The organism is Achromobacter veterisilvae (assembly GCF_900496975.1).
In the GTDB taxonomy this organism is placed as follows: domain Bacteria; phylum Pseudomonadota; class Gammaproteobacteria; order Burkholderiales; family Burkholderiaceae_B; genus Achromobacter; species Achromobacter veterisilvae.
In genome coordinates, this window is record NZ_UFQC01000022.1 from 50,488 (window position 1) to 68,665 (window position 18,178).

Below are 18,178 nucleotides of genomic sequence, written 5' to 3' on the forward strand. Positions count from 1 at the left end.
CGCTCAGAGCGCGCCGGCAAGGAACAGGCCGCCATAGAGCGCCAGGCACGCCCCGCCCAGCCATCCCCAGGCGCGCAGCCCGCTGGTGAAGAAGTAGACGCCGCCGAGAACGCCCAGCCAGACGGGCGGCACGAGCCACATGGCCAACTGCGAGCGCGTAGCCAACGGTATCTCCGCCGTCAGCGCCGCGAGCAGCGCGCTGGCTCCCAGCGCAAGCGCGAAACCCAGCACCGCGCCGGCCAGGCTCTTGGATATCCAATCGCGCCGGATGGGAGCGGGCTTATCGCGCTTCATGCGTATCGCTCCTGCGCAGCCCGACAAGCGCGCCGAGGTACGGAATGAGGCAGAAGAACAGCATCAGGGCGGTACAGAACACGAACACGGCGGCGACGGCCGAGTACGCGCGCAAGCAGCCCCAGCCGCCGAACGCCAGCAAGACGATGCCGGCGGCGCGGGCGGGCCCTGCCGGCCAGGGAGCGCTAGCCCACCGCTGGTTCGGCGACGCGCGATAGATGCAGAAACAGCCCAGGAATGTGACTGTCAGACTGAGTGCGTGCAGGAATTGCATGGTCACCTGGCGGGAAAAATAGAAGCCGAAGTCCAGCGGGCCGGCCCTTCCCGGAATCGTGGAGATTCCGGGAAGGGCCGGCCCGCGTCCGCAGCGGATCAGAAGCTCACGTTGACGGATGCGGTAACGGTGCGGGCGGGGCCCAGCGTCGCGATCGGCGTCGTATCGCTGAAGATGCCGGCATAGTAGTGCCGGTCGAACACGTTATTGACGTTCAGGCGCAGCACGACGTCACGCCCGCCGACCTTCGTGGCGTAGCGGGCGCCCAGATCCAATTGCCCCCAGCCCGGAATCTCCAGGTTGTTGGCCGCGTCGGCGTATTGCTTCGAAGTCGTCTGCACCCGGCCGCTCAGCGTCAGGCCGGGAACCCATGGGGTGTCCCATTCCAGGCCGAGATTCGCCTGCCAGCGAGGCGCACCGACGGCCGTGTTGCCGTCGTACCGGCCGAAGGACGTCTTGGTCTGCTTGCCTTGCGTATAAGTCACCCCGCCGAGCACGCGGACTTCGCGGGTCAATTCGCCGAACGTGTTCCACTCGACGCCGCGGATGCGCTTTTCGCCGCCGTCCGCGTACGTCGGGCTGGCTGGCGCGCCCTCGGTGACGAGAGTGGGTTTGGTGACTTCGAACAGGGCCAGGGTATTGGCAAAGGTGCCGGCGTTCCATTTCACGCCCAGTTCCTTCTGTTCGGTCTTGTACGGCGCGAAGACCTGCCCGAAGTTGGCCGCCATGGTGTCCGTAACGCTGTCGCCCTTGCTCAGGCCCTGCACGTAGTTCGCGTACAGCGAGACGTCCGGCCCCCACGGTTTGACGACCACGGCCACCGCCGGCGTCACGGCGTCCTCGTCGTAGCGGGAAGTCACATTGCCCGTCTTGTCGAAGTTCTTGGTCTTCACGCGCTGGTTGCGCAGTCCCGCGGTCAGGCGCAGCGCGTCATCGAAGAAGGACATGGTGTCGACCAGCGCCAGGCTGGAAAGCGTGCTCTCGCTCGTCTTGGGCGCATCGCCCGGCACCGACGGCATGACGGGCGCAATCGGGTCGTAGATATTGGACCGGAACATCGACGCCGGGCCCGTGGCCGAGCCGTCTTCCGTGTCCAGGATGGAGGCTTGCAGAACGAGTTCGTGCCCGACGCTGCCCGTCTTGAAGCGGGTGCGCAAGCCTCCCTCGGCCGTCGTGCTGTCGGAATAGGCGCGCTGGCCGACGATCGATCCCGTGAAATTGCCGTCGGCGTCGATCTGCCGCGCGTGGGTGCCGTTGATGAGCCCGGACTGGTGGCTGTCGCGCCTGCCCAGTCCCGCGAACGCCGACACGTTGTCGTTGAAGCGGTATTCGACGCGCCCGACCACGGCATTGCTCTGGATGCTGCCATATCCGGTGCTGAACTGATTGATGCGGGGATCGGGCGCTTCGGGAACGACGGACCCGCCGAACCAGAACATGGCGGGGGTCCCGCCCTTGAACGATTCCTGGCTGTGGTAGGCGTCCAGCGATGCCGTCAGGGCGCTGCCGCGATAATCCAGGCCGGCGGACAGGAACTCGCGCTTCTTGGATTGGCCGTCCAGCGTCGTGGCGCCGTCGCTGAAAGCGCCATTGATCCGGGCCCCCCACTGGTTGCCGGCGCCGAAGCGCCGGCCGGCGTCGATCGTCGTGCCCAGTTGTCCGTCGGCCTGCCAATTCACGCCGAATGTCGCATTGGGCGTGTCGCCCGCGCGCTTGGGCACCAGGTTCACCGTGCCGCCCACCGCGCCGCTGGGGGCCATGCCGCTGAACAAGGCGTTCGGCCCCTTGAGGATCTCGACCCGCTCGACGAACTCCACCGGGACGTGGCCCATGGGCGCCAGGCCGTACATGCCGTTGATCGCCACATCGTTCTGGTTGACGTCGAAACCGCGGATACGGAAATTCTCGTACGCGTGCCCGCTCGACGTCGTGAACCTGACCGACGGATCGTTGGCCATGACGTCGGCCAGCGTCCGGGCCTGCTGGTTCTGGATCAGCTCGGAGGTATAGCTTGTGACGTTGAACGGCGTATCCATGACGTCCTGGTTGCCCATCAGGCCCAGCCGCGCGCCCTGCGAGACCTGTCCGCCGGCATAGGGCTGCGGAAGCTCGCCATCCGCTATCGAACCCGCGGTGACCGTCACGGGCTGCAGCGTCGTCGTCGATTCCGCATTCTGGGCCCATGCGCCGGACACGGGCAGCATCAGCGGCAGCACAAGACCCGGCGCAAGCCGCCAGGCGCGTGAATCCAGTGAAAATCCTCTTTTCTTTGCCAAGATCCCACCCCAAAAGTATATGTAAATGATAATGATTTTTATGTCTATTACATGATTCTGGGGCCAGTACCCAAACCGTGTCAATGCGGCACTAATTCAGGAAATTGTCAGAAATAGCCGGATTTTGGGAGACGATATGCACAAATGGCCTAAGCGCGAACGGACGGCGCAGGGCGGCCAGACTCCACTGCATGGCCTGTTTCCGGGGCGTACACTGCTTTTGCGGGAGATGGCATTCCTCCCCCTGACCGCCAGTCCCGACTGAACGCCATACTCTGCGGGAGTCTTCCATGGACGGATATCAGCTCACCTTCTTCACCCAGCAGGAGCGCCGGCACGGCCATCAGCAACTGTGCCAATGGCTGCTGACCCTGGCGAAATCGATGCAGATCCGCGGCGCCACGCTGATCAGCGCCCAGGAGGGCCTGGGTAGCCATCACCGCCTCCATTCCGCGCATTTTTTCGATCTGGCCGACCAGCCCGTGGAAGTGACCATGGTCGTCTCGGCGGAGGAATGCGATGCGCTGATGGAGCGCCTGCGCAACGAGCCGGACCTGCACCTCTTCTATGCGAAAAGCCACGTGGAATTCGGGACGATAGGCGATCCCGCCTCCAACTAGGCGCGGTCCGCTGTCAAGCCGATCCGTTGGCCGAGGCCCGGGCATCTGCTTGCGCGGCGTCCGCCACGGCGGCCGCCGTTGGCTCCTTTTCCCGCGGACCGAATATTTCGGCGTAGAGGTCGGCGCCATAGCTCGTCTGCTCCGGTTCTCCCGGCATCATCTTGAAAGTGCGCGTGCCGTCGGACAGCCGCTGGGCGCGCAGAAACAGGTCGCGCGGGTCCCGGCGCGCATAGAGATGATGCGCAAGGGCGTACTGGTGCGTCACGAACGCAATCTTCACGCCGCCCTCCAGCAGCGCGTCGGCAATCATGCGCGCGACCTCCGAGCCTTCCCGCTCGTTCGTCGAGGCGAACGATTCGTTGAACAGCACCATCGCGTCCGGCGAGATTTCGTCGACGATGGCGCGCATTCTTTTCAATTCCTCGTCGAGCTTTCCGCTCTCCATCGTGGTGTCTTCTTCCCGCTTGTAGTGCGTGTACAGTCCCTCGCACAGATTGGCGGAGAAGGACTCCGCGCCCACGAACATGCCGCACTGCATCATCAACTGGGCGAGGCCGATGCTGCGCAGGAACGACGACTTGCCTCCCTGGTTGGCGCCGGTCACGACCATCAGGCGGCTTTCCCCGGCATCCAGCGTGTTGGACACCACTTTCTTCCGCATCTTCAGCGCCAGGCACACGTCGTACAGTTCATTGAAGCGGTGCTCGCGCGCCCCCGATCCGGCGGCCTTGGGAAAGCAGACCGGCCCGCCCAGCGAAGACAGCCTGTCGCGCAGATCGATGCAGCACACGTAGAACGCCAACTCGGCGCGCAGCAAGGTGAAGAAGCTGGCGATGTGCTCCGCCGATTGCGCCAGCGCGTTGGCCACCAGGTTCAAGCCCCTGTCGGCCAGTTCCGACAAGGCCCTCGCGCCGTTCTCGTCGCGCGGAGGCAGCGTGTACTGGTACATCTCGGGCTTCTTTCCGAACAGGCGCGCCAACCAATTGCGCTCGTCCCGCAAGGGCGTGCGCAGCACATAGCCGGCGCCGCGGTTGCCCTGGCCCAGATGCGCGCTCATCAGGATGCCGCCGCGGAACTTCAGCGTCTTCAGGTGGCCCTGGACCTCCTCGATATAGCCTTCGTCCAGTTCGTCGCGCAGCATCGCGAACAGCCGTTTCCACCCTTCGGACGAGAATCCGGATTCCACCCGCTGTGCCGTGTCGCGCAATTGGCGCAGCATGGGGATGAGGAGTTCTATCACCTCCATCGAGCCGTGCAGGATGGCCAGGGGGTAATGCAGCCCGATGCCCCAGTAGCTCTTCTTCTTCGATTCGAGGGCATCGATGGAAAGCTGGTACAACTGCTTGACGACGTCGGCATGGGCCAGCGCGTCGCGCAGCACTGCCTGCCGGTGCTCGATCGTCTCCTTGTTGGACCGCACGGCGCCCAGGAGCGCCGCGCGCGCGACGGTCGTCAGGAATTCGTCATCGCCCGCCATGGCCTGCACCAAGGTGTGCAGTTCGAGGTCATCCATCAAATCGCGGCCATTGAGCGGCGGCGCCGCGTTCATGTCGAAATCCCGATCCGGGTACATAAGAAAGACTTTCATGATTGCAGCCGCTCCCTGATCCTGTCGGCGGTAAGGCCGTACTTTTCCGCCAAGGACATGGCGTACGAACGCCCGCTGGCGGGCGCCCTGACGACCTTGAAGGTGCGCGTGCCGGCCCGCAGCGGATCCACGGAACTGACCATGCTCACGACCTTGCCGCTGTACGACGCAAGTTCGTCGATGAACGTGACCCACACGCCGACCACATCCAGGCGGTCGGCTTCCTTCATGATCTTTTCGCTGAGGAAAAGCGCGTCCGCCAGCGAGGTGGACGTGAATATCTCGTTCATGACCAGCACGCTGCGCGAACTGGCCTTCCTCAGGATCTGGTGGATCCTGACCAGGTCGTCCTTGAGCTTGCCGCGCAGGTTGTCGATGTCTTCCTGGCGTTCGAAATGCGTGAAGATCCGGTCGCTCAAGAGCAGCCGCGCGCCGGTCCCCGGAACCGGGCACCCCAATGCCGCCAGGTGGAACAACTGGCCGAACATCCTGGCGAATGTCGTCTTGCCGCCCTGGTTGGGGCCGGAGACGACGATCATCCTCTGGCCGGCTTCCAGTTCGAAATCGTTGCAGACCACCCGCCGCCCCGCCGCCATCAGCTTCTGGCCCAGCGCGATGTCGAAACTCTCGCGCGCGTGGATGCGCTTGTCGGCATCGCTCACCTCCGGAAAGCAGAAATGGCGGTCGATCCGGGCGAACTGCTCGACGTGCTCCAGGTAGGCCAGGTAGAACTGGATCTCCCGGTCGAACGTCGCGACGGTCGCGTCCAGATAGCGCTGATGGGCCGCGTAGAGCTCGTCCATGCGCTGGAAAGGGCCGGGGTTCAGCAGCGCAACGAATTCCAGCACCTTGGCTTCGATGTGGTTCATGTCGGCGGACTCGCGGAACTCGACGCGATGGTCCCGCGCCTCGCCCTGGCGGAACTTCTCGAAGGTTGCCTCGATGACCCGGCTGTAGTCGTCCTCCTGCGCGTAGCGGAGCACGCGCAGCGTCCCGCCGTCCACGATCACGCTGTAGCCGATCGAATCGAGTTCCGCCAGCAGCGCGGTTACGCCGGCGTCCATCGCGCCGAAGGCCGGAGACTCCACATAGCCATTGAGGAACTTGCCGAATGCGCCCAGCGCGCGCGACTGGACGGCGGAAACCAGCAAGGACCGGGACAGTGCCGATACCGCCGCGCAGTAGGTCTGCATCGCTTCCAGGTGCCAGCGCTTCTGCTGCAACGCGTAATGCAGCGCCCTCGCCTGGCCGAGCTGCTTGCGCATGGCGCGCATGCCATCGGCGAACAGTCTCACCGCCGCCTGGACCTTGTGGTCCGCCAGATCGCGAAACACCTCGTGGCGGTAGGCGACGGCATCGAGCGACGCCAGCGGCTCGCGGAACAGGCCGACGAGTCCGTATTCGGCGCGGCCCGCCAGGATCGCCTCGACCGCCTGGTCGAGATTGAGGTCGACAAAATAATCGGGTTGAGGCGGTGCCGCTTCCGTCAACGCCATGCTTGGCGGCGTCTCGGTGAACAACACGCTCAGTTCCGGGACGGTCCCCGGCAACGGGCCGGCCGGCACGGCATCCTTCGGATCTTTGCCGTTAAAACCGGAAATGGTGGTTGGGCTCGCCATCCCTTCCCTCCGCAAGGTCGATTGGCGGCGGTAAAGGACGCAAAAAAGCCTACGCGCCTCGACTGCCGAGATTCACGTAGGCATCATCAGCCCGGAGCGCCGGGCGGTTAGCGGAGGAATGCCATCTCCGCGTCCAGTGTATCGGCCAAATCGCCCCGTGGCTACCCCAATGCGCCGCGCGCGCCTGCTTGCGCCCTCCGATCCCGGCTGCTAAGATTTGCGCGTTCGTCGGAGATGGCATTCCTCCGCTAACCGCCGCAATCTTCTCACCGCGGCTGATGATGCCTACAGATCCCTGGTTCCCGCCGGGGCTGTAGGCATTTTTTGCGTCCTATGGCTGCGCGGATCAGGGGATTTTTCCCTCAGACCCTGAACTCCATGCCGCGCAACACACGCCTAGAACAACTGGACCTCCTGCCCTACATCGGCAAATGGCTGGTCCTTTCCTTCATCGTCGCATGCCTGGCCGGCGCCGCGTCCGCGCTGTTCCTGCATGCGCTCGATTGGGCCACGTCCACCCGCGAAGCGAACCCCGCCCTGATCTGGCTGCTGCCCATCGCCGGTTTTATCGTCGGCTGGTGCTACCTGCGCATGGGCCGGCCGGTCGAAGCGGGCAATAACCTGATCATCGACGAAATCCACGACCCGAAGAAAGTCATACCGCTGCGCATGGTTCCCATGGTCCTGGGCGGCACGGTGATCTCGCACCTGTTCGGCGCCTCCGTCGGGCGCGAAGGAACCGCGGTGCAAATGGGCGGCGCGCTGGCCGACCAGTTGACCCATATCCTGAGAATGCGTCCGGAAGACCGCCGGATCGTTCTCATGGCGGGGATCGCCGCCGGCTTCTCCTCGGTATTCGGCACGCCGCTAGCCGGCGCCCTCTTCGGGCTGGAGGTCCTGGCCATCGGCCGCATGCGCTACGACGCCCTCTTTCCCTGCGTCGTCGCCGCCATCGCCGCGGACCGGATCGGCGTCCTTCTGGGCATACACCACACCCACTACGCGGTGCTGGAAGTCGCGCCGCTGGGCCTGGTAAGCGTGCTGAGCGTGGTCGCCGCCGGCATTCTTTTCGGCTTGATCGGCATGGTCTTCGCCAACAGCGCGCATGCCGTCGGCGCATTCATGAAGCGGCGCGTCCCGTATGCGCCGCTGCGGCCGTTCATCGGCGGCGCCGTCATCGCCACGGCCGTCTGGGCCCTGGATGGCTACCGCTACATCGGCCTGGGCATTCCCTCGATCGTGCAGGCCTTCCAGCAGCCGGTCGCGCCGTGGGATTTCGCGGGCAAGCTGTTGTTCACGGTGGCATCGCTCGGAACCGGGTTCAAGGGCGGCGAAGTGACCCCGCTCTTCTACATCGGCGCGACGTTCGGCAATGCGCTGGCCCCGCTATTGCACCTGCCGTTCTCGATGCTCGCGGGCCTGGGATTCGTCGCCGTCTTCGCGGGTGCCGCCAACACGCCCATCGCCACCATCGTCATGGCGATCGAACTGTTCGGCCCGGAGATCGCGCCGTTCGCCGCCATCGCCTGCATCGCGGCCTATCTGTTCTCCGGCCATAGCGGGATCTATCACGCTCAGCGCGTCGGCCACTCCAAGCATCGCGTCGTGCCGGAAGGCATGCGGATATCGGAACTGGGCGCCTATCGCAAGCAGCTACGCCAGGAATCGATGGCCGCCAACCCCGGGAAACAAGCCTAGGACCCCACACAGAATGACCACCGACACGACCGCATTGCGCCTGTACTTTCCGATTTCGGCCCGCGCCTCGGCGACACGCTTCTGGCATCGCCTGAGCGCGCCCGCGCTGGCCCATCACCTGATCAACGCCGCCCGGCGCTCCGGCATCCAGCAAGCCGTGCTCCACCCCATCCAATCGGGATACCTGAAGGGAGAAAAGCTCACCCACCATCACCCCGAAGTCACCAGCATGAGACACCCGCAATGCGTCGAGCTGATCGACAGCGAGTCCGCCCTGCGCAAGTTTCTCCACGACCACGCGGCCGAACTGCATAAAGTCCGCGCGGTGCTGCTCAAGTGCGAGATCCCGCTGATTCCCAACCGCCAGGCCGGCTGAGAGGAACCCGATGGTTGCCACATTCATCGCGATTTCGACAGGAGCGGCCCTGGGCGCCCTGCTGCGGTGGTGGCTGGGAAACGCGTTCAATGCGCTGCTCCCATCCATTCCTCCCGGCACCCTGATCGCCAATCTCCTGGGCGGCTACATCATCGGCCTGGCGATCAGCTACTTCGGCGGCCACCCGGGGCTCTCGCCGCAATGGCGGCTGTTCATCGTCACGGGCTTCTGCGGCGGATTGACGACCTTTTCCACCTTTTCCGGAGAACTGGCCTCCTTGCTGCAGCAAGGGCGCCTCGGGTGGCTGGCGGCGGCGATCGCCACGCACGTGGGCGGCTCGCTCGCCATGACCCTGCTTGGCATCGCCACGATTTCCGCGATGCGATCCACGAACTGACCTTCATCCCAGGAATACGCGCCATGAAAGGATACCAACTGACGTTCTACACCCAGCAGGATCGGCGCCACGGCAAGGAATCCCTGGCCGAATGGCTGCTCAAACTCGCGAAGGAGCATGGCGCCCTGGGCGGCACGCTGTTCGGCGCCGGCGAGAGCTTCGGCCATGACGGCCGCTTCCACTCCGCGCATTTCTTCGAACTCGCCGACCAGCCTGTCGGCGTCATGGCGGCCGTGGACGAAGCCACCTGCGCAAGGGTGCTCGACGCCATCCGCAGCGAGGGCATCGACGTCTTTTTCGTGAAGACGCCGGTCGAATACGGACGCACAGGCTCAGCGGACTGAGACGGGACAGCCAATGAACATGCCAAAAACACGACGCCCCCTCGCGCTGCGGGCGCGCAACGCGCAAACCGAGCCGGAACGCCAGGCGGTCCGCGTCGAGGCGCTGAAGCGCCTGCTTCGTTGGACAGCCGCCAACCTGTTGCTGATGCCCATTTGGGGAATGCTGTCGGCGCTTCCGTATGAAGGCAACGAATGGCTCATCGGCGCGTGGGGCCTGCTGACGGGCGCCGTCTGGGCATGCATCCTGGCCAACCTCCTGCTCTGGATAAAACTCCGGCCGCGCGGCGCGCCTCGTTGACGGGCGCCTTGCGACACGCGCCGAAAGCCGCTTTTTGAACCCCTTTCTCCTATGGAGCACGCGAGCCATGACTCATATCATCCTGACACGCCACGGCCACGTCGATTGGATCGCCCCGGAGCGATTCCGCGGCCGGGCCGAACTGCCTTTGTCCGATCTGGGGCAGCGGCAGGCCGCGGCCCTGGGCGCGCGGGTCGCGCGTAGCTGGACGCCGTCGGCGATCTACGCCAGTCCCCTGTCGCGTTGCCAGCACACGGCGCAGGCCATCGCGAAAGCGGCCGGCGGCGCCGTGCAGACGCTTCCCGATCTGATCGACACCGACTACGGGCAATGGCAACGGCTTACCCACCAGGAGGTGGAAAAGCGTTGGCCCCAGGCATTCAAGCGCTGGTTCGAGCATCCGGACATGACGGCGATTCCCTCGGGCGAAACCCTCGCCATGGTGCTGGTGCGCTCCACGGCCATCCTGCGGAAAATGCTCGACGAGCACCCCGACGGCCAGGTCGTCCTGGTCGGACACGACAGCATCAATCGCGTGATCCTGCTGCATGCGCTGGGCCTGCCGCTGTCGCAGTACTGGCGCATCCGGCAGGACCCGTGCTGCGTCAACGAACTCCACCTCGACGCGAACGGATGCTCGCTGTGGCGCATCAACGAAACCCATCACCTGATCGACATCGGCCCCTAGCCCGCGGCGGAGCGCGAAAGCCCTATGTTTCCCTCATCGAAGACGCGCCCGCCCGCCGCGACGCAGCGTGGCAGGGCCGTGCGCTTCGTGCTGCTCATCGGGCTGCTGAGTTTCTTTTCGGACATGACGCACGAAGGATCCCGCAGCATTCTGGGGCCGTTCCTGGGTTCGATGCAGGCAAGCGCTTTCGCGATCGGCGCCATTTCCGGGCTCGGAGAATGCGCCGGTTACGGCCTGCGGTTCTTCTCCGGCAGGTTTGCGGACTTCTCGGGGAAGTTCTGGCCGATCGCGATCGCGGGCTACGTCATCCAGATGGCTTCAGTCCCGGCGCTGGCGCTGGCCGGCAGTTGGCAGGAAGCCGCCGTCCTCATCGTCCTGGAGCGCACCGGCAGGGCAATCCGCAGTCCCCCGCGCGATGCGATGCTCTCGCGCGCGGCGCGCCACATGGGCGGCTATGGCTGGACCTTTGGCGTCCACGAAGCCTGCGACCAGTTGGGCGCGATGCTGGGTCCGCTGGCGATGGCGGGGGTACTGGCGCACCAGGCGGATTACCGGCATGCGTTCGCCGTGCTGGCGATTCCCGCGGCGCTCAACCTGGCCTTCCTGGGCTTGGCTCGCCGCCTGTATCCCCGCCCGGAAGAACTGGAAGACCCCGACGGCCTCCCCTCCCATGCCGGCCGCTATGCCCCCGGGTACTGGCCCTACCTGGCGGGGGCCTGCCTGATCGCGTCGGGGTTTGTGGACTATCCGCTACTGGCCTATCACTTCACTCGCAGCGGCACCGTTCCCCTCTCCTGGATTCCGGTCTTCTACGCCGTCGCCATGGCCGTGAGCGGCGCCTCTTCGCTTTTGTTCGGCCGGCTCTTCGACCGCTACGGATTCGCCGTCCTGATCGCGTTGACGATATTGAGTTCCCTTTTCGCTCCCCTCGTCTTCCTGGGCAACTTTGAAGCGGCGCTGGCCGGGGCGGCAATCTGGGGAATGGGCATGGGCGTGCATGAATCCATCATTCCCGCCGCCCTGAGCCCGATGGTTCCTCCGAACCGGCGCGCGGGGGCCTTTGGCCTTTTTACGGGCGCCTATGGCATCTTCTGGTTCCTGGGCAGCGCCGCGGTCGGGTTGATCTACGAACAGTCAGTGAACGCCGTTATCGCTTTCTGCGTAATGACCCAGCTCCTGGCAGTTCCGTTCTTCGTCTTCGTAACGGCGGCCGGCGGCCGCTCCCGCGGCGGTACGGGCTAGGCGCTCGACGAGGCGCGGCAATTGCCGTCCGGACAGGAGGCCCTCGCCCCCAAGGCGTGGATCGCGCCTGAACGCAAAACGTTTGCGTTACTTCAAGGTTTGATCCGAGCGAAATCCAGCCAAGCCCGGTCCCTTGCGCCATAATCGGAATGCCGCGGCCCCTCAGTGCCGCGCGGGGCCGCCAGCGGCCTCTTCGGCCTCCCACTCCCGAACAGGACGGACCCGGCATTCATGCAAAGACTGATCCTCCCGCTGCCCGGCAATGAAGGATTCGCGACGCGGCTTGCCGCCTTGTGCAAGGGCGAACCCGGTTCGGTGGAGACCCGCCGCTTCCCGGACGGCGAAAGCTATGTCCGCCAGCATGGCGACCCGCAAGGACGCGCCGTGGACATCGTTTGCACCCTGGCCCGGCCCGACCCCGGTTTTCTCGGCCTGGTCTTCGCGGCCGACGCGGCGCGCGACCTCGGCGCCACCGAAGTCAACCTGGTGGCGCCGTATCTTGCCTACATGCGCCAGGACCGGCGCTTCCAGGCGGGCGAAAGCGTGAGTTCGCTGTCGTTTGCCCGCCTGGTTTCCTCGACCTTCGACCGTCTGCTGACCGTCGATCCGCATTTGCACCGCCATCCGGCGCTATCGGCGCTCTACTCGATTCCCACGGCCACGCTGCATGCCGCGCCGCTTCTGGCCGGCTGGATAGCCGCCAATGTGCCGGCGCCGCTGATCATCGGCCCGGACGAAGAAAGCGAGCAATGGGCCGGATCCATCGCCGCGCGCATCGGGGCGCCGCATGCCGTGCTGCGCAAGATCCGCCGCGGCGACCGCCAGGTCGACATCGACGTGCCCGACCTGGCCCGGTGGCAAGACCGCACGCCGGTGCTGGTCGACGACATCGCCTCTTCCGGCCGCACGCTGGTGGCCGCGGCCGAAAAGCTCGCCGGCATGGGCATGAAGCCGCCGCAATGCGTGGTCGTGCATGCCCTGTTCGCCGACGATGCCTGGGCCCAGGTATCCGCCTGCTTTGAACGCGTCGTGTCCACGGACACGGTGCCCCATCCCAGCAATCGCATCGAACTCGCGCCGCTGCTGGCCGATGCGCTCTTGCGCGGCCTGCGCGATTGCTCCTCCGACCTCAAAGGAACCCCGCGATGACGCTCCGCGAGCATTGGCAATCCGGCCACGGCCCCATCCAGCACCGTGCCGACACGGTTACCCGCGTGGACGCGCTGGTGCACCGCCTGGCGGCCGGCGGCCGCATTTCCAGCGCCGACACCGCCTACGCCATGCTGGCGGCGGCCGACCGCCTGAGTTGCGCGGCCATGAACGTGGTGGCGCACATGACCTACGCCCGCCGCATCGACCTGACCGGCGCGCCGCTGTCGGCCGAGGACTTCAAGCCCAATCCGGAGGGCCATACGGGCGGGTCGCTGAACATGGTTCCCGCCTTCGTCGCCTACCTGCTGGCCAATGCGCTGACGGGCAAGACCCGCGGCTGGCTGATGGGCCAGGGCCACTGCGTGGCCGCCATCGAAGCCGTCAACGCCCTGACCGGGGACGTCTCCGCGGCCCAGCTCGGCCGCTACGACCGCAGCGAGGCCGGGCTGGGACGCCTGATCTCGGACTTCTACTCTTACGCCATCGACGCCCGGGGGCAGCCCGCCGTTCCGCTGGGCAGCCACGCGGGCCCCAACACGGCGGGCGCCGTCTCCGAAGGCGGCTATCTGGGCTTCGCCGGCCTGCAGTACGTGCACATGCCCCTGCCCGGCGAAGGCCTGGTGGCGTTCCTGAGCGACGGCGCCTTCGAAGAACAGCGCGGGTCCGACTGGGCCACGCGCTGGTGGCGGGCCGAGGATTGCGGCCAGGCCGTTCCCGTCATGATTCTCAATGGCCGGCGCATCGAACAGCGCACCCAGATCGTCCAGGAAGGCGGCGCGCACTGGCTGGCCGAGGACCTGCGGCACAATGGCTTCGACCCGCTCGTCGTCGACGGCCGCGACCCCTCGGCCATCGCCTGGGCCATCCTCGAGGCCGAAGAAAGGCTGGCCGCGAGCCTGGCGGCGGCGGACTTCCAGTATCCCGCCCGGCTGCCCTACGTCATCGCCGAGACCGAAAAAGGCTTCGGCTTTCCCGGCGCCGGCACCAATGCCGCGCACAACCTGCCTTTGGGCGGCAATCCGGGCACCGACCGCGAAGCCCGCGATGCCTTCAACGGCAGCGCGCGCAGGCTCTTCGTGCCCGCGCCGGAACTGGACGCGGCCATCGCCACGCTCGCCAACCACGGCGCCCAGGGGCGGCCCCGCGAAAGCGGACATCCCATGGCGCACCGGCATCCGGACGCGCCCGCGCTGCCCACGCCCGCCTGGGAAGCCCCCGGCAGCCAGGGCAGCGCCATGGCCGCGCTGGACCGCTGGTTCGTGGAACTGGTGCGGGCCAATCCCCGGCTGCGCGTGCGCATCGGCAATCCGGACGAACTGGCCAGCAACAAAATGGGCGGCACGCTGGCCCTGCTCGAGCATCGCGTCAACCATCCGGAAGCCGGCGTTCCCGAGGCGCTGCACGGCTCCGTCATCACGGCCCTGAACGAAGAGGCCGTGGCCGCCGCCGCGCTTGCGAACAAGGCCGGCCTGAATCTCATCGTCAGCTATGAGGCCTTCGCGGTGAAGATGCTGGGCCTGTTGCGCCAGGAGATCATCTTCGCGCGCCGCCAGAAGGAACTCGGGCAATCGCCGGGCTGGCTGTCGGTGCCCCTGGTGGTCACCTCCCACACCTGGGAGAACGCCAAGAACGAACAATCGCACCAGGATCCCACCATCGGCGAGGCCTTGCTGGGCGAGATGTCCGATACGTCCCGCGTGCTCTTCCCGGTGGACGGCAATAGCGCCGCGGCCGCGCTGCGCGCCGTCTATGCGCAGCGCGCGCAGGTGGCCTGCGTGGTCGTTTCCAAGCGCGACGGCGCGCAACGCTTCGACGCGGACGCCGCCCAGGCGCTCGTCGAACGCGGCGCGGCGCACATCGCGGGAGCCCCGTCGGCCAGCGCGCTGCAATTCGTCGCCATCGGCGCCTATCAACTCGAAGAGGCCCTGAAGGCGCGCGCGCATCTGGCCCGCCTCGGCCACGAATGCTGCGTGACCGCGGTGCTGGAACCCGGGCGCCTGCGCATCCCGCGCGACGAACTCGAATCCGCGTTCGTCCTGCCCGACGACGCCGTGCACGCGCTCTTCCCGCCGGGCCTGCCGCGCGTGCTGCTTTGCCACACGCGCCCCGAACCCATGCTGGGCGTCCTGCGCCGGCTGGACGACGGCCCGGCCCGTACCCGGGCGCTGGGCTATATCAGCCGGGGCGGCACCCTGGACGTGCCCGGCATGCTGTTTGCCAACCGCTGCACCTGGGCGCACGCGGTCGCTGCCGCCACCGCCGTGGCGGGCTGGCGCCGCGAGGAGGTGCTGGACCCGGCCCGGCTTCGCGCCGTCGACGGCCAGGGCGACCCCGCCGACCTGCTCGTTTCTCAATCTTGACGCTCCACAAGGAAACCATGCTCTCACTGACCTGCCTTGGCGGCGCCAGCACCGTTACCGGATCCAAACACCTCCTGACCCACGGAGACACGCGCCTGCTGATCGACTGCGGCCTGTTCCAGGGCCTGAAGAACCTGCGTGAACTCAATTGGCAGCGCCTCCCCCTGTCGCCGGCCGACATCGACGCGGTGGTGCTCACCCACGCCCATCTCGATCATTGCGGCTATCTGCCGCGGCTGGTCATCGACGGATTCAAGGGCAAGATCCACGCCACGCCCGCCACCCGCGATGTCGCCGAGCTGATCCTGCTGGACAGCGCCAGCCTTCAGGAAAAAGACGCGGACTTCGCCAACCGCAAGGGCTACTCCAAACACAAGCCGGCGCTGCCGCTCTATCGCGTCGTCGACGCCGAACGCGCGATGGCGCGCTTTTCCGACGTCGCGCTGCACCAGGAAACCGCCTTGCCCGGCGGCGCGAAGCTGACGCTGCGCCGCGCCGGCCACATCCTGGGCGCGACCACCGCGCAGATCGATATCGCGGGCATGCGCGTGGTCTTCTCCGGCGATCTGGGCCGCTACAACGACCCGGTGCTGCACGACCCCGAAGCCGTCCGGCAAGCCGATTACATCGTCATCGAATCCACCTACGGCAACCGGCGCCACGACCCCGCCGATCCCGTCGAAGCCCTGGGCGCGGTCATCGACCGCACCGTGCAGCGCGGCGGCACCGTCGTCATTCCCGCCTTTGCCGTGGGCCGGGCGCAGACCTTGATCTACGCGCTCTGGAAGCTGCGCCAGGCGGGCCGGCTGCAGAACGTCCCCGTCTATCTCGACAGCCCCATGGCGACCAGCGCCACCGAACTGCTGCATCGGCACGCCGACGAACACAAGCTCTCTTCGCGCGATTGCGAGGCCGCCTGCTCCGCCGTGATCTACGTGCGCGACGTCGAGGAATCCAAGGCGCTGTCGGCCAACCGCTACCCCAAGGTCATCATCTCGGCCAGCGGCATGGCGACCGGCGGCCGGGTGCTGCACCACATCGCCGCCTTCGGCACCGACCACCGCAATACACTGCTGTTCTCGGGCTTCCAGGCCGCCGGCACGCGCGGGCGCAAGCTGCTCGACGGCGCCACCGAAACCAAGATCTACGGACAGTGGACGCCGATCAACGCCGAAGTCACCGAACTGCCCATGCTGTCGGCTCACGCCGACAGCGACGAACTCATGCGCTGGCTTTCGGGCTTTCAGGACGCGCCCCGGCGGGTCTTCATCGTCCATGGCGAGCCGGAGGCATCCGAGGCCCTGCGCGAACGCATCGGGCGCGAACTCAACTGGCATGCCACCGTGCCGCTGCAAGGCCAGGAGCACGAGCTTTGAGCAGCATTCCGGAACTCAAGCCGCCCGCCCTGCGCGCCACGCGCATGCGCCTGCACGCGCAGCATCAGCCCATCGCGCTGATGCGCGCCGACTGCCACGTCTGCCGTTCCGAAGGCCTGTCCTCCCGTTCTCAGGTCCTTATCGTTTCGGACGGCCACGAAGTCCAGGCCCAGCTCTACCAGATCGACAGCGATCTGCTCGCGCCCGACGAAGTGGCGCTATCGGAAGAAGCCTGGGACGCGCTGGGCATACACGACGGCGACAGCGTGAACGTCAGGCACCCGCCGGTGCTCGAATCCCTGGCCGGGGTGCGCCAGCGCATCTACGGCCGCCGCCTGGGCGAGGAGGATCTTGCGGCGATCGTGCGGGACGTGGTGCACGGCCGCTATACGGACGTGCACCTGTCGGCCTTCCTGACCGCCACGGCCACGCTGCCGCTGAGCCTCGACGAAACCATCTTCCTGACGCGCGCCATGGTCGACGTCGGCGACCGCCTGCGCTGGAACGCCCCCGTCGTCGTGGACAAGCACTGCGTGGGCGGGCTTCCCGGCAACCGCACCACCCCGCTCGCGGTCGCCATCGCCGCGGCCAACGGCCTGGTCATGCCCAAGACCTCGTCGCGCGCGATCACCTCGCCGGCCGGCACCGCCGACACCATGGAGATGCTGGCCCCGGTGGAACTGGGCATGGAACAACTGCAGAAAGTCGTCGAGACCGAAGGCGGCTGCGTCGCCTGGGGCGGCGCCATGCGCCTGAGCCCGGCCGACGACATTTTCGTGCGCGTGGAGCGCGAACTCGACATCGACACCGAAGGCCAGTTGATCGCCTCGGTGCTGTCCAAGAAGATCGCCGCGGGCGCCACGCACGTGGTGATCGACATCCCGGTGGGCCCCACCGCCAAGATCCGCAGCCACGAGGCCGCCGAGCGCCTCGCCGGCCATCTCACCGAGACCGCCTCCCGCTTCGGCCTGACCTTGCGCTGCCTGTTCACCGACGGCAGCCAGCCGGTCGGCCGGGGCATCGGCCCGGCGCTGGAAGCCCTCGACGTGCTGGCCGTCCTGCGCAACGACGCCGACCAGCCGCAAGACCTGCGCGAACGCGCCGCGCTGGTGGCCGGCGCCGTGCTGGAAGTGGGCGGCGCGGCAGCGCCGGGGCTGGGCGTCGAACTGGCTCTGAAAACGCTGGAAAGCGGCCGGGCCTGGGAGAAATTCCAGCGCATCTGCGCGGCCCAGGGCGGGCTGCGCGAGCCGCCGAAGGCCGCGCACGTCGAACCCCTCTACACGCGGCATGCCGGCCGCGTGACCCACATCGACAACCGCAAGCTATCGCGGCTCGCCAAGCTGGCCGGCGCGCCGGAACGGCCCGCCGCCGGCGTGTCGCTGCATGCGCGGCTGGGCGATGAAGTCGCGCGCGGACAGCCCTGGCTCTTCCTGCATGCCCAGACCCGCAGCGAAATGGCCTATGCGCTGGAATATGCGCGCCACGCGGGCGACATCATGACCATCGAAGCCTGAGGGCGCGCGGTTTTTAGGGGCCACATCGACCGCGGTAGCATGTATTGTCGACAGGAGGCACC

17 protein-coding genes and 2 riboswitches are annotated in these 18,178 nt (G+C 66.7%); of the genes, 12 read left to right on the forward strand and 5 right to left on the reverse strand.

Annotated features, from left to right (window positions below):
• Positions 1–3: 3 nt before the first annotated feature.
• The 3 genes from AVE30378_RS19925 to AVE30378_RS19935 form a co-directional block, all read right to left on the reverse strand.
• Positions 4–294, reverse strand: coding sequence for a hypothetical protein (locus AVE30378_RS19925; RefSeq protein WP_129242595.1), 291 nt, complete (start codon positions 292–294; stop codon positions 4–6).
• Positions 281–568, reverse strand: coding sequence for a hypothetical protein (locus AVE30378_RS19930; RefSeq protein WP_129242596.1), 288 nt, complete (start codon positions 566–568; stop codon positions 281–283). Before AVE30378_RS19930 ends, AVE30378_RS19925 begins: the two co-directional genes overlap by 14 nt.
• Before the next feature lie 98 nt (positions 569–666).
• Positions 667–2,772, reverse strand: coding sequence for a TonB-dependent receptor (locus tag AVE30378_RS19935; RefSeq protein WP_129242597.1), 2,106 nt, complete (start codon positions 2,770–2,772; stop codon positions 667–669).
• Between the two features lie 362 nt (positions 2,773–3,134).
• Between AVE30378_RS19935 and AVE30378_RS19940 the strand changes: the two genes are divergently transcribed.
• Positions 3,135–3,464 (forward strand): DUF190 domain-containing protein, encoded by a 330-nt coding sequence (locus tag AVE30378_RS19940; RefSeq protein WP_129242598.1) that lies wholly within the window; start codon positions 3,135–3,137, stop codon positions 3,462–3,464.
• Positions 3,465–3,477: 13 nt separating this feature from the next.
• On the opposite strand, the gene AVE30378_RS19945 is transcribed toward AVE30378_RS19940, so the two are convergent.
• The gene (locus AVE30378_RS19945; protein WP_129242599.1) at positions 3,478–5,052 is read right to left on the reverse strand and encodes a MutS-related protein; all 1,575 of its coding nucleotides are present in this window, start codon (positions 5,050–5,052) and stop codon (positions 3,478–3,480) included.
• The gene (locus tag AVE30378_RS19950; protein ID WP_129242600.1) at positions 5,049–6,671 is read right to left on the reverse strand and encodes a MutS-related protein; all 1,623 of its coding nucleotides are present in this window, start codon (positions 6,669–6,671) and stop codon (positions 5,049–5,051) included. Before AVE30378_RS19950 ends, AVE30378_RS19945 begins: the two co-directional genes overlap by 4 nt.
• Positions 6,672–6,741: 70 nt before the next feature.
• Positions 6,742–6,809: riboswitch (Fluoride riboswitch) on the reverse strand.
• 83 nt (positions 6,810–6,892) lie between these two features.
• Positions 6,893–6,966: riboswitch (Fluoride riboswitch) on the forward strand.
• Between the two features lie 83 nt (positions 6,967–7,049).
• On the opposite strand from AVE30378_RS19950, the gene AVE30378_RS19955 reads away from it, so the two are divergent.
• The 11 genes from AVE30378_RS19955 to AVE30378_RS20005 all read left to right on the forward strand — a co-directional run bounded on the left by AVE30378_RS19955 (position 7,050) and on the right by AVE30378_RS20005 (position 18,116).
• Positions 7,050–8,369: a voltage-gated chloride channel family protein gene (locus AVE30378_RS19955; RefSeq protein WP_129242601.1), complete on the forward strand. Its 1,320-nt coding sequence runs from the start codon at positions 7,050–7,052 to the stop codon at positions 8,367–8,369.
• Between the two features lie 13 nt (positions 8,370–8,382).
• A complete protein-coding gene (locus tag AVE30378_RS19960) occupies positions 8,383–8,745 on the forward strand; it encodes a DUF190 domain-containing protein (RefSeq protein ID WP_129242602.1) in 363 nt (120 codons plus the stop codon).
• Positions 8,746–8,755: 10 nt separating this feature from the next.
• A complete protein-coding gene (gene crcB, locus AVE30378_RS19965; RefSeq protein ID WP_129242603.1) occupies positions 8,756–9,142 on the forward strand; it encodes a fluoride efflux transporter CrcB in 387 nt (128 codons plus the stop codon).
• A gap of 23 nt (positions 9,143–9,165) precedes the next feature.
• Positions 9,166–9,486 carry a DUF190 domain-containing protein gene (locus tag AVE30378_RS19970; RefSeq protein ID WP_129242604.1) on the forward strand — a complete coding sequence of 107 codons (321 nt, stop codon included), beginning with the start codon at positions 9,166–9,168 and terminating at the stop codon, positions 9,484–9,486.
• 19 nt (positions 9,487–9,505) lie between these two features.
• Complete coding sequence (locus AVE30378_RS19975; protein ID WP_129242605.1) at positions 9,506–9,784, forward strand: hypothetical protein; 279 nt, start codon at positions 9,506–9,508, stop codon at positions 9,782–9,784.
• Between the two features lie 67 nt (positions 9,785–9,851).
• Entirely contained in the window at positions 9,852–10,472 is a 621-nt protein-coding gene (locus tag AVE30378_RS19980; protein WP_129242606.1) for a histidine phosphatase family protein, read from the forward strand.
• 24 nt (positions 10,473–10,496) lie between these two features.
• Positions 10,497–11,714 (forward strand): MFS transporter, encoded by a 1,218-nt coding sequence (locus tag AVE30378_RS19985; RefSeq protein ID WP_129242607.1) that lies wholly within the window; start codon positions 10,497–10,499, stop codon positions 11,712–11,714.
• Between the two features lie 231 nt (positions 11,715–11,945).
• A complete protein-coding gene (locus tag AVE30378_RS19990; RefSeq protein ID WP_129242608.1) occupies positions 11,946–12,863 on the forward strand; it encodes a ribose-phosphate pyrophosphokinase in 918 nt (305 codons plus the stop codon).
• Positions 12,860–15,226, forward strand: a complete 2,367-nt coding sequence (locus AVE30378_RS19995) for a phosphoketolase family protein (RefSeq protein WP_129242609.1) — start codon at positions 12,860–12,862, stop codon at positions 15,224–15,226. Before AVE30378_RS19990 ends, AVE30378_RS19995 begins: the two co-directional genes overlap by 4 nt.
• A 17-nt stretch (positions 15,227–15,243) precedes the next feature.
• The gene (locus tag AVE30378_RS20000; RefSeq protein ID WP_129242610.1) at positions 15,244–16,602 is read left to right on the forward strand and encodes an MBL fold metallo-hydrolase RNA specificity domain-containing protein; all 1,359 of its coding nucleotides are present in this window, start codon (positions 15,244–15,246) and stop codon (positions 16,600–16,602) included.
• The gene (locus tag AVE30378_RS20005) at positions 16,599–18,116 is read left to right on the forward strand and encodes a thymidine phosphorylase family protein (protein WP_244235107.1); all 1,518 of its coding nucleotides are present in this window, start codon (positions 16,599–16,601) and stop codon (positions 18,114–18,116) included. Before AVE30378_RS20000 ends, AVE30378_RS20005 begins: the two co-directional genes overlap by 4 nt.
• Positions 18,117–18,178: the final 62 nt, after the last annotated feature.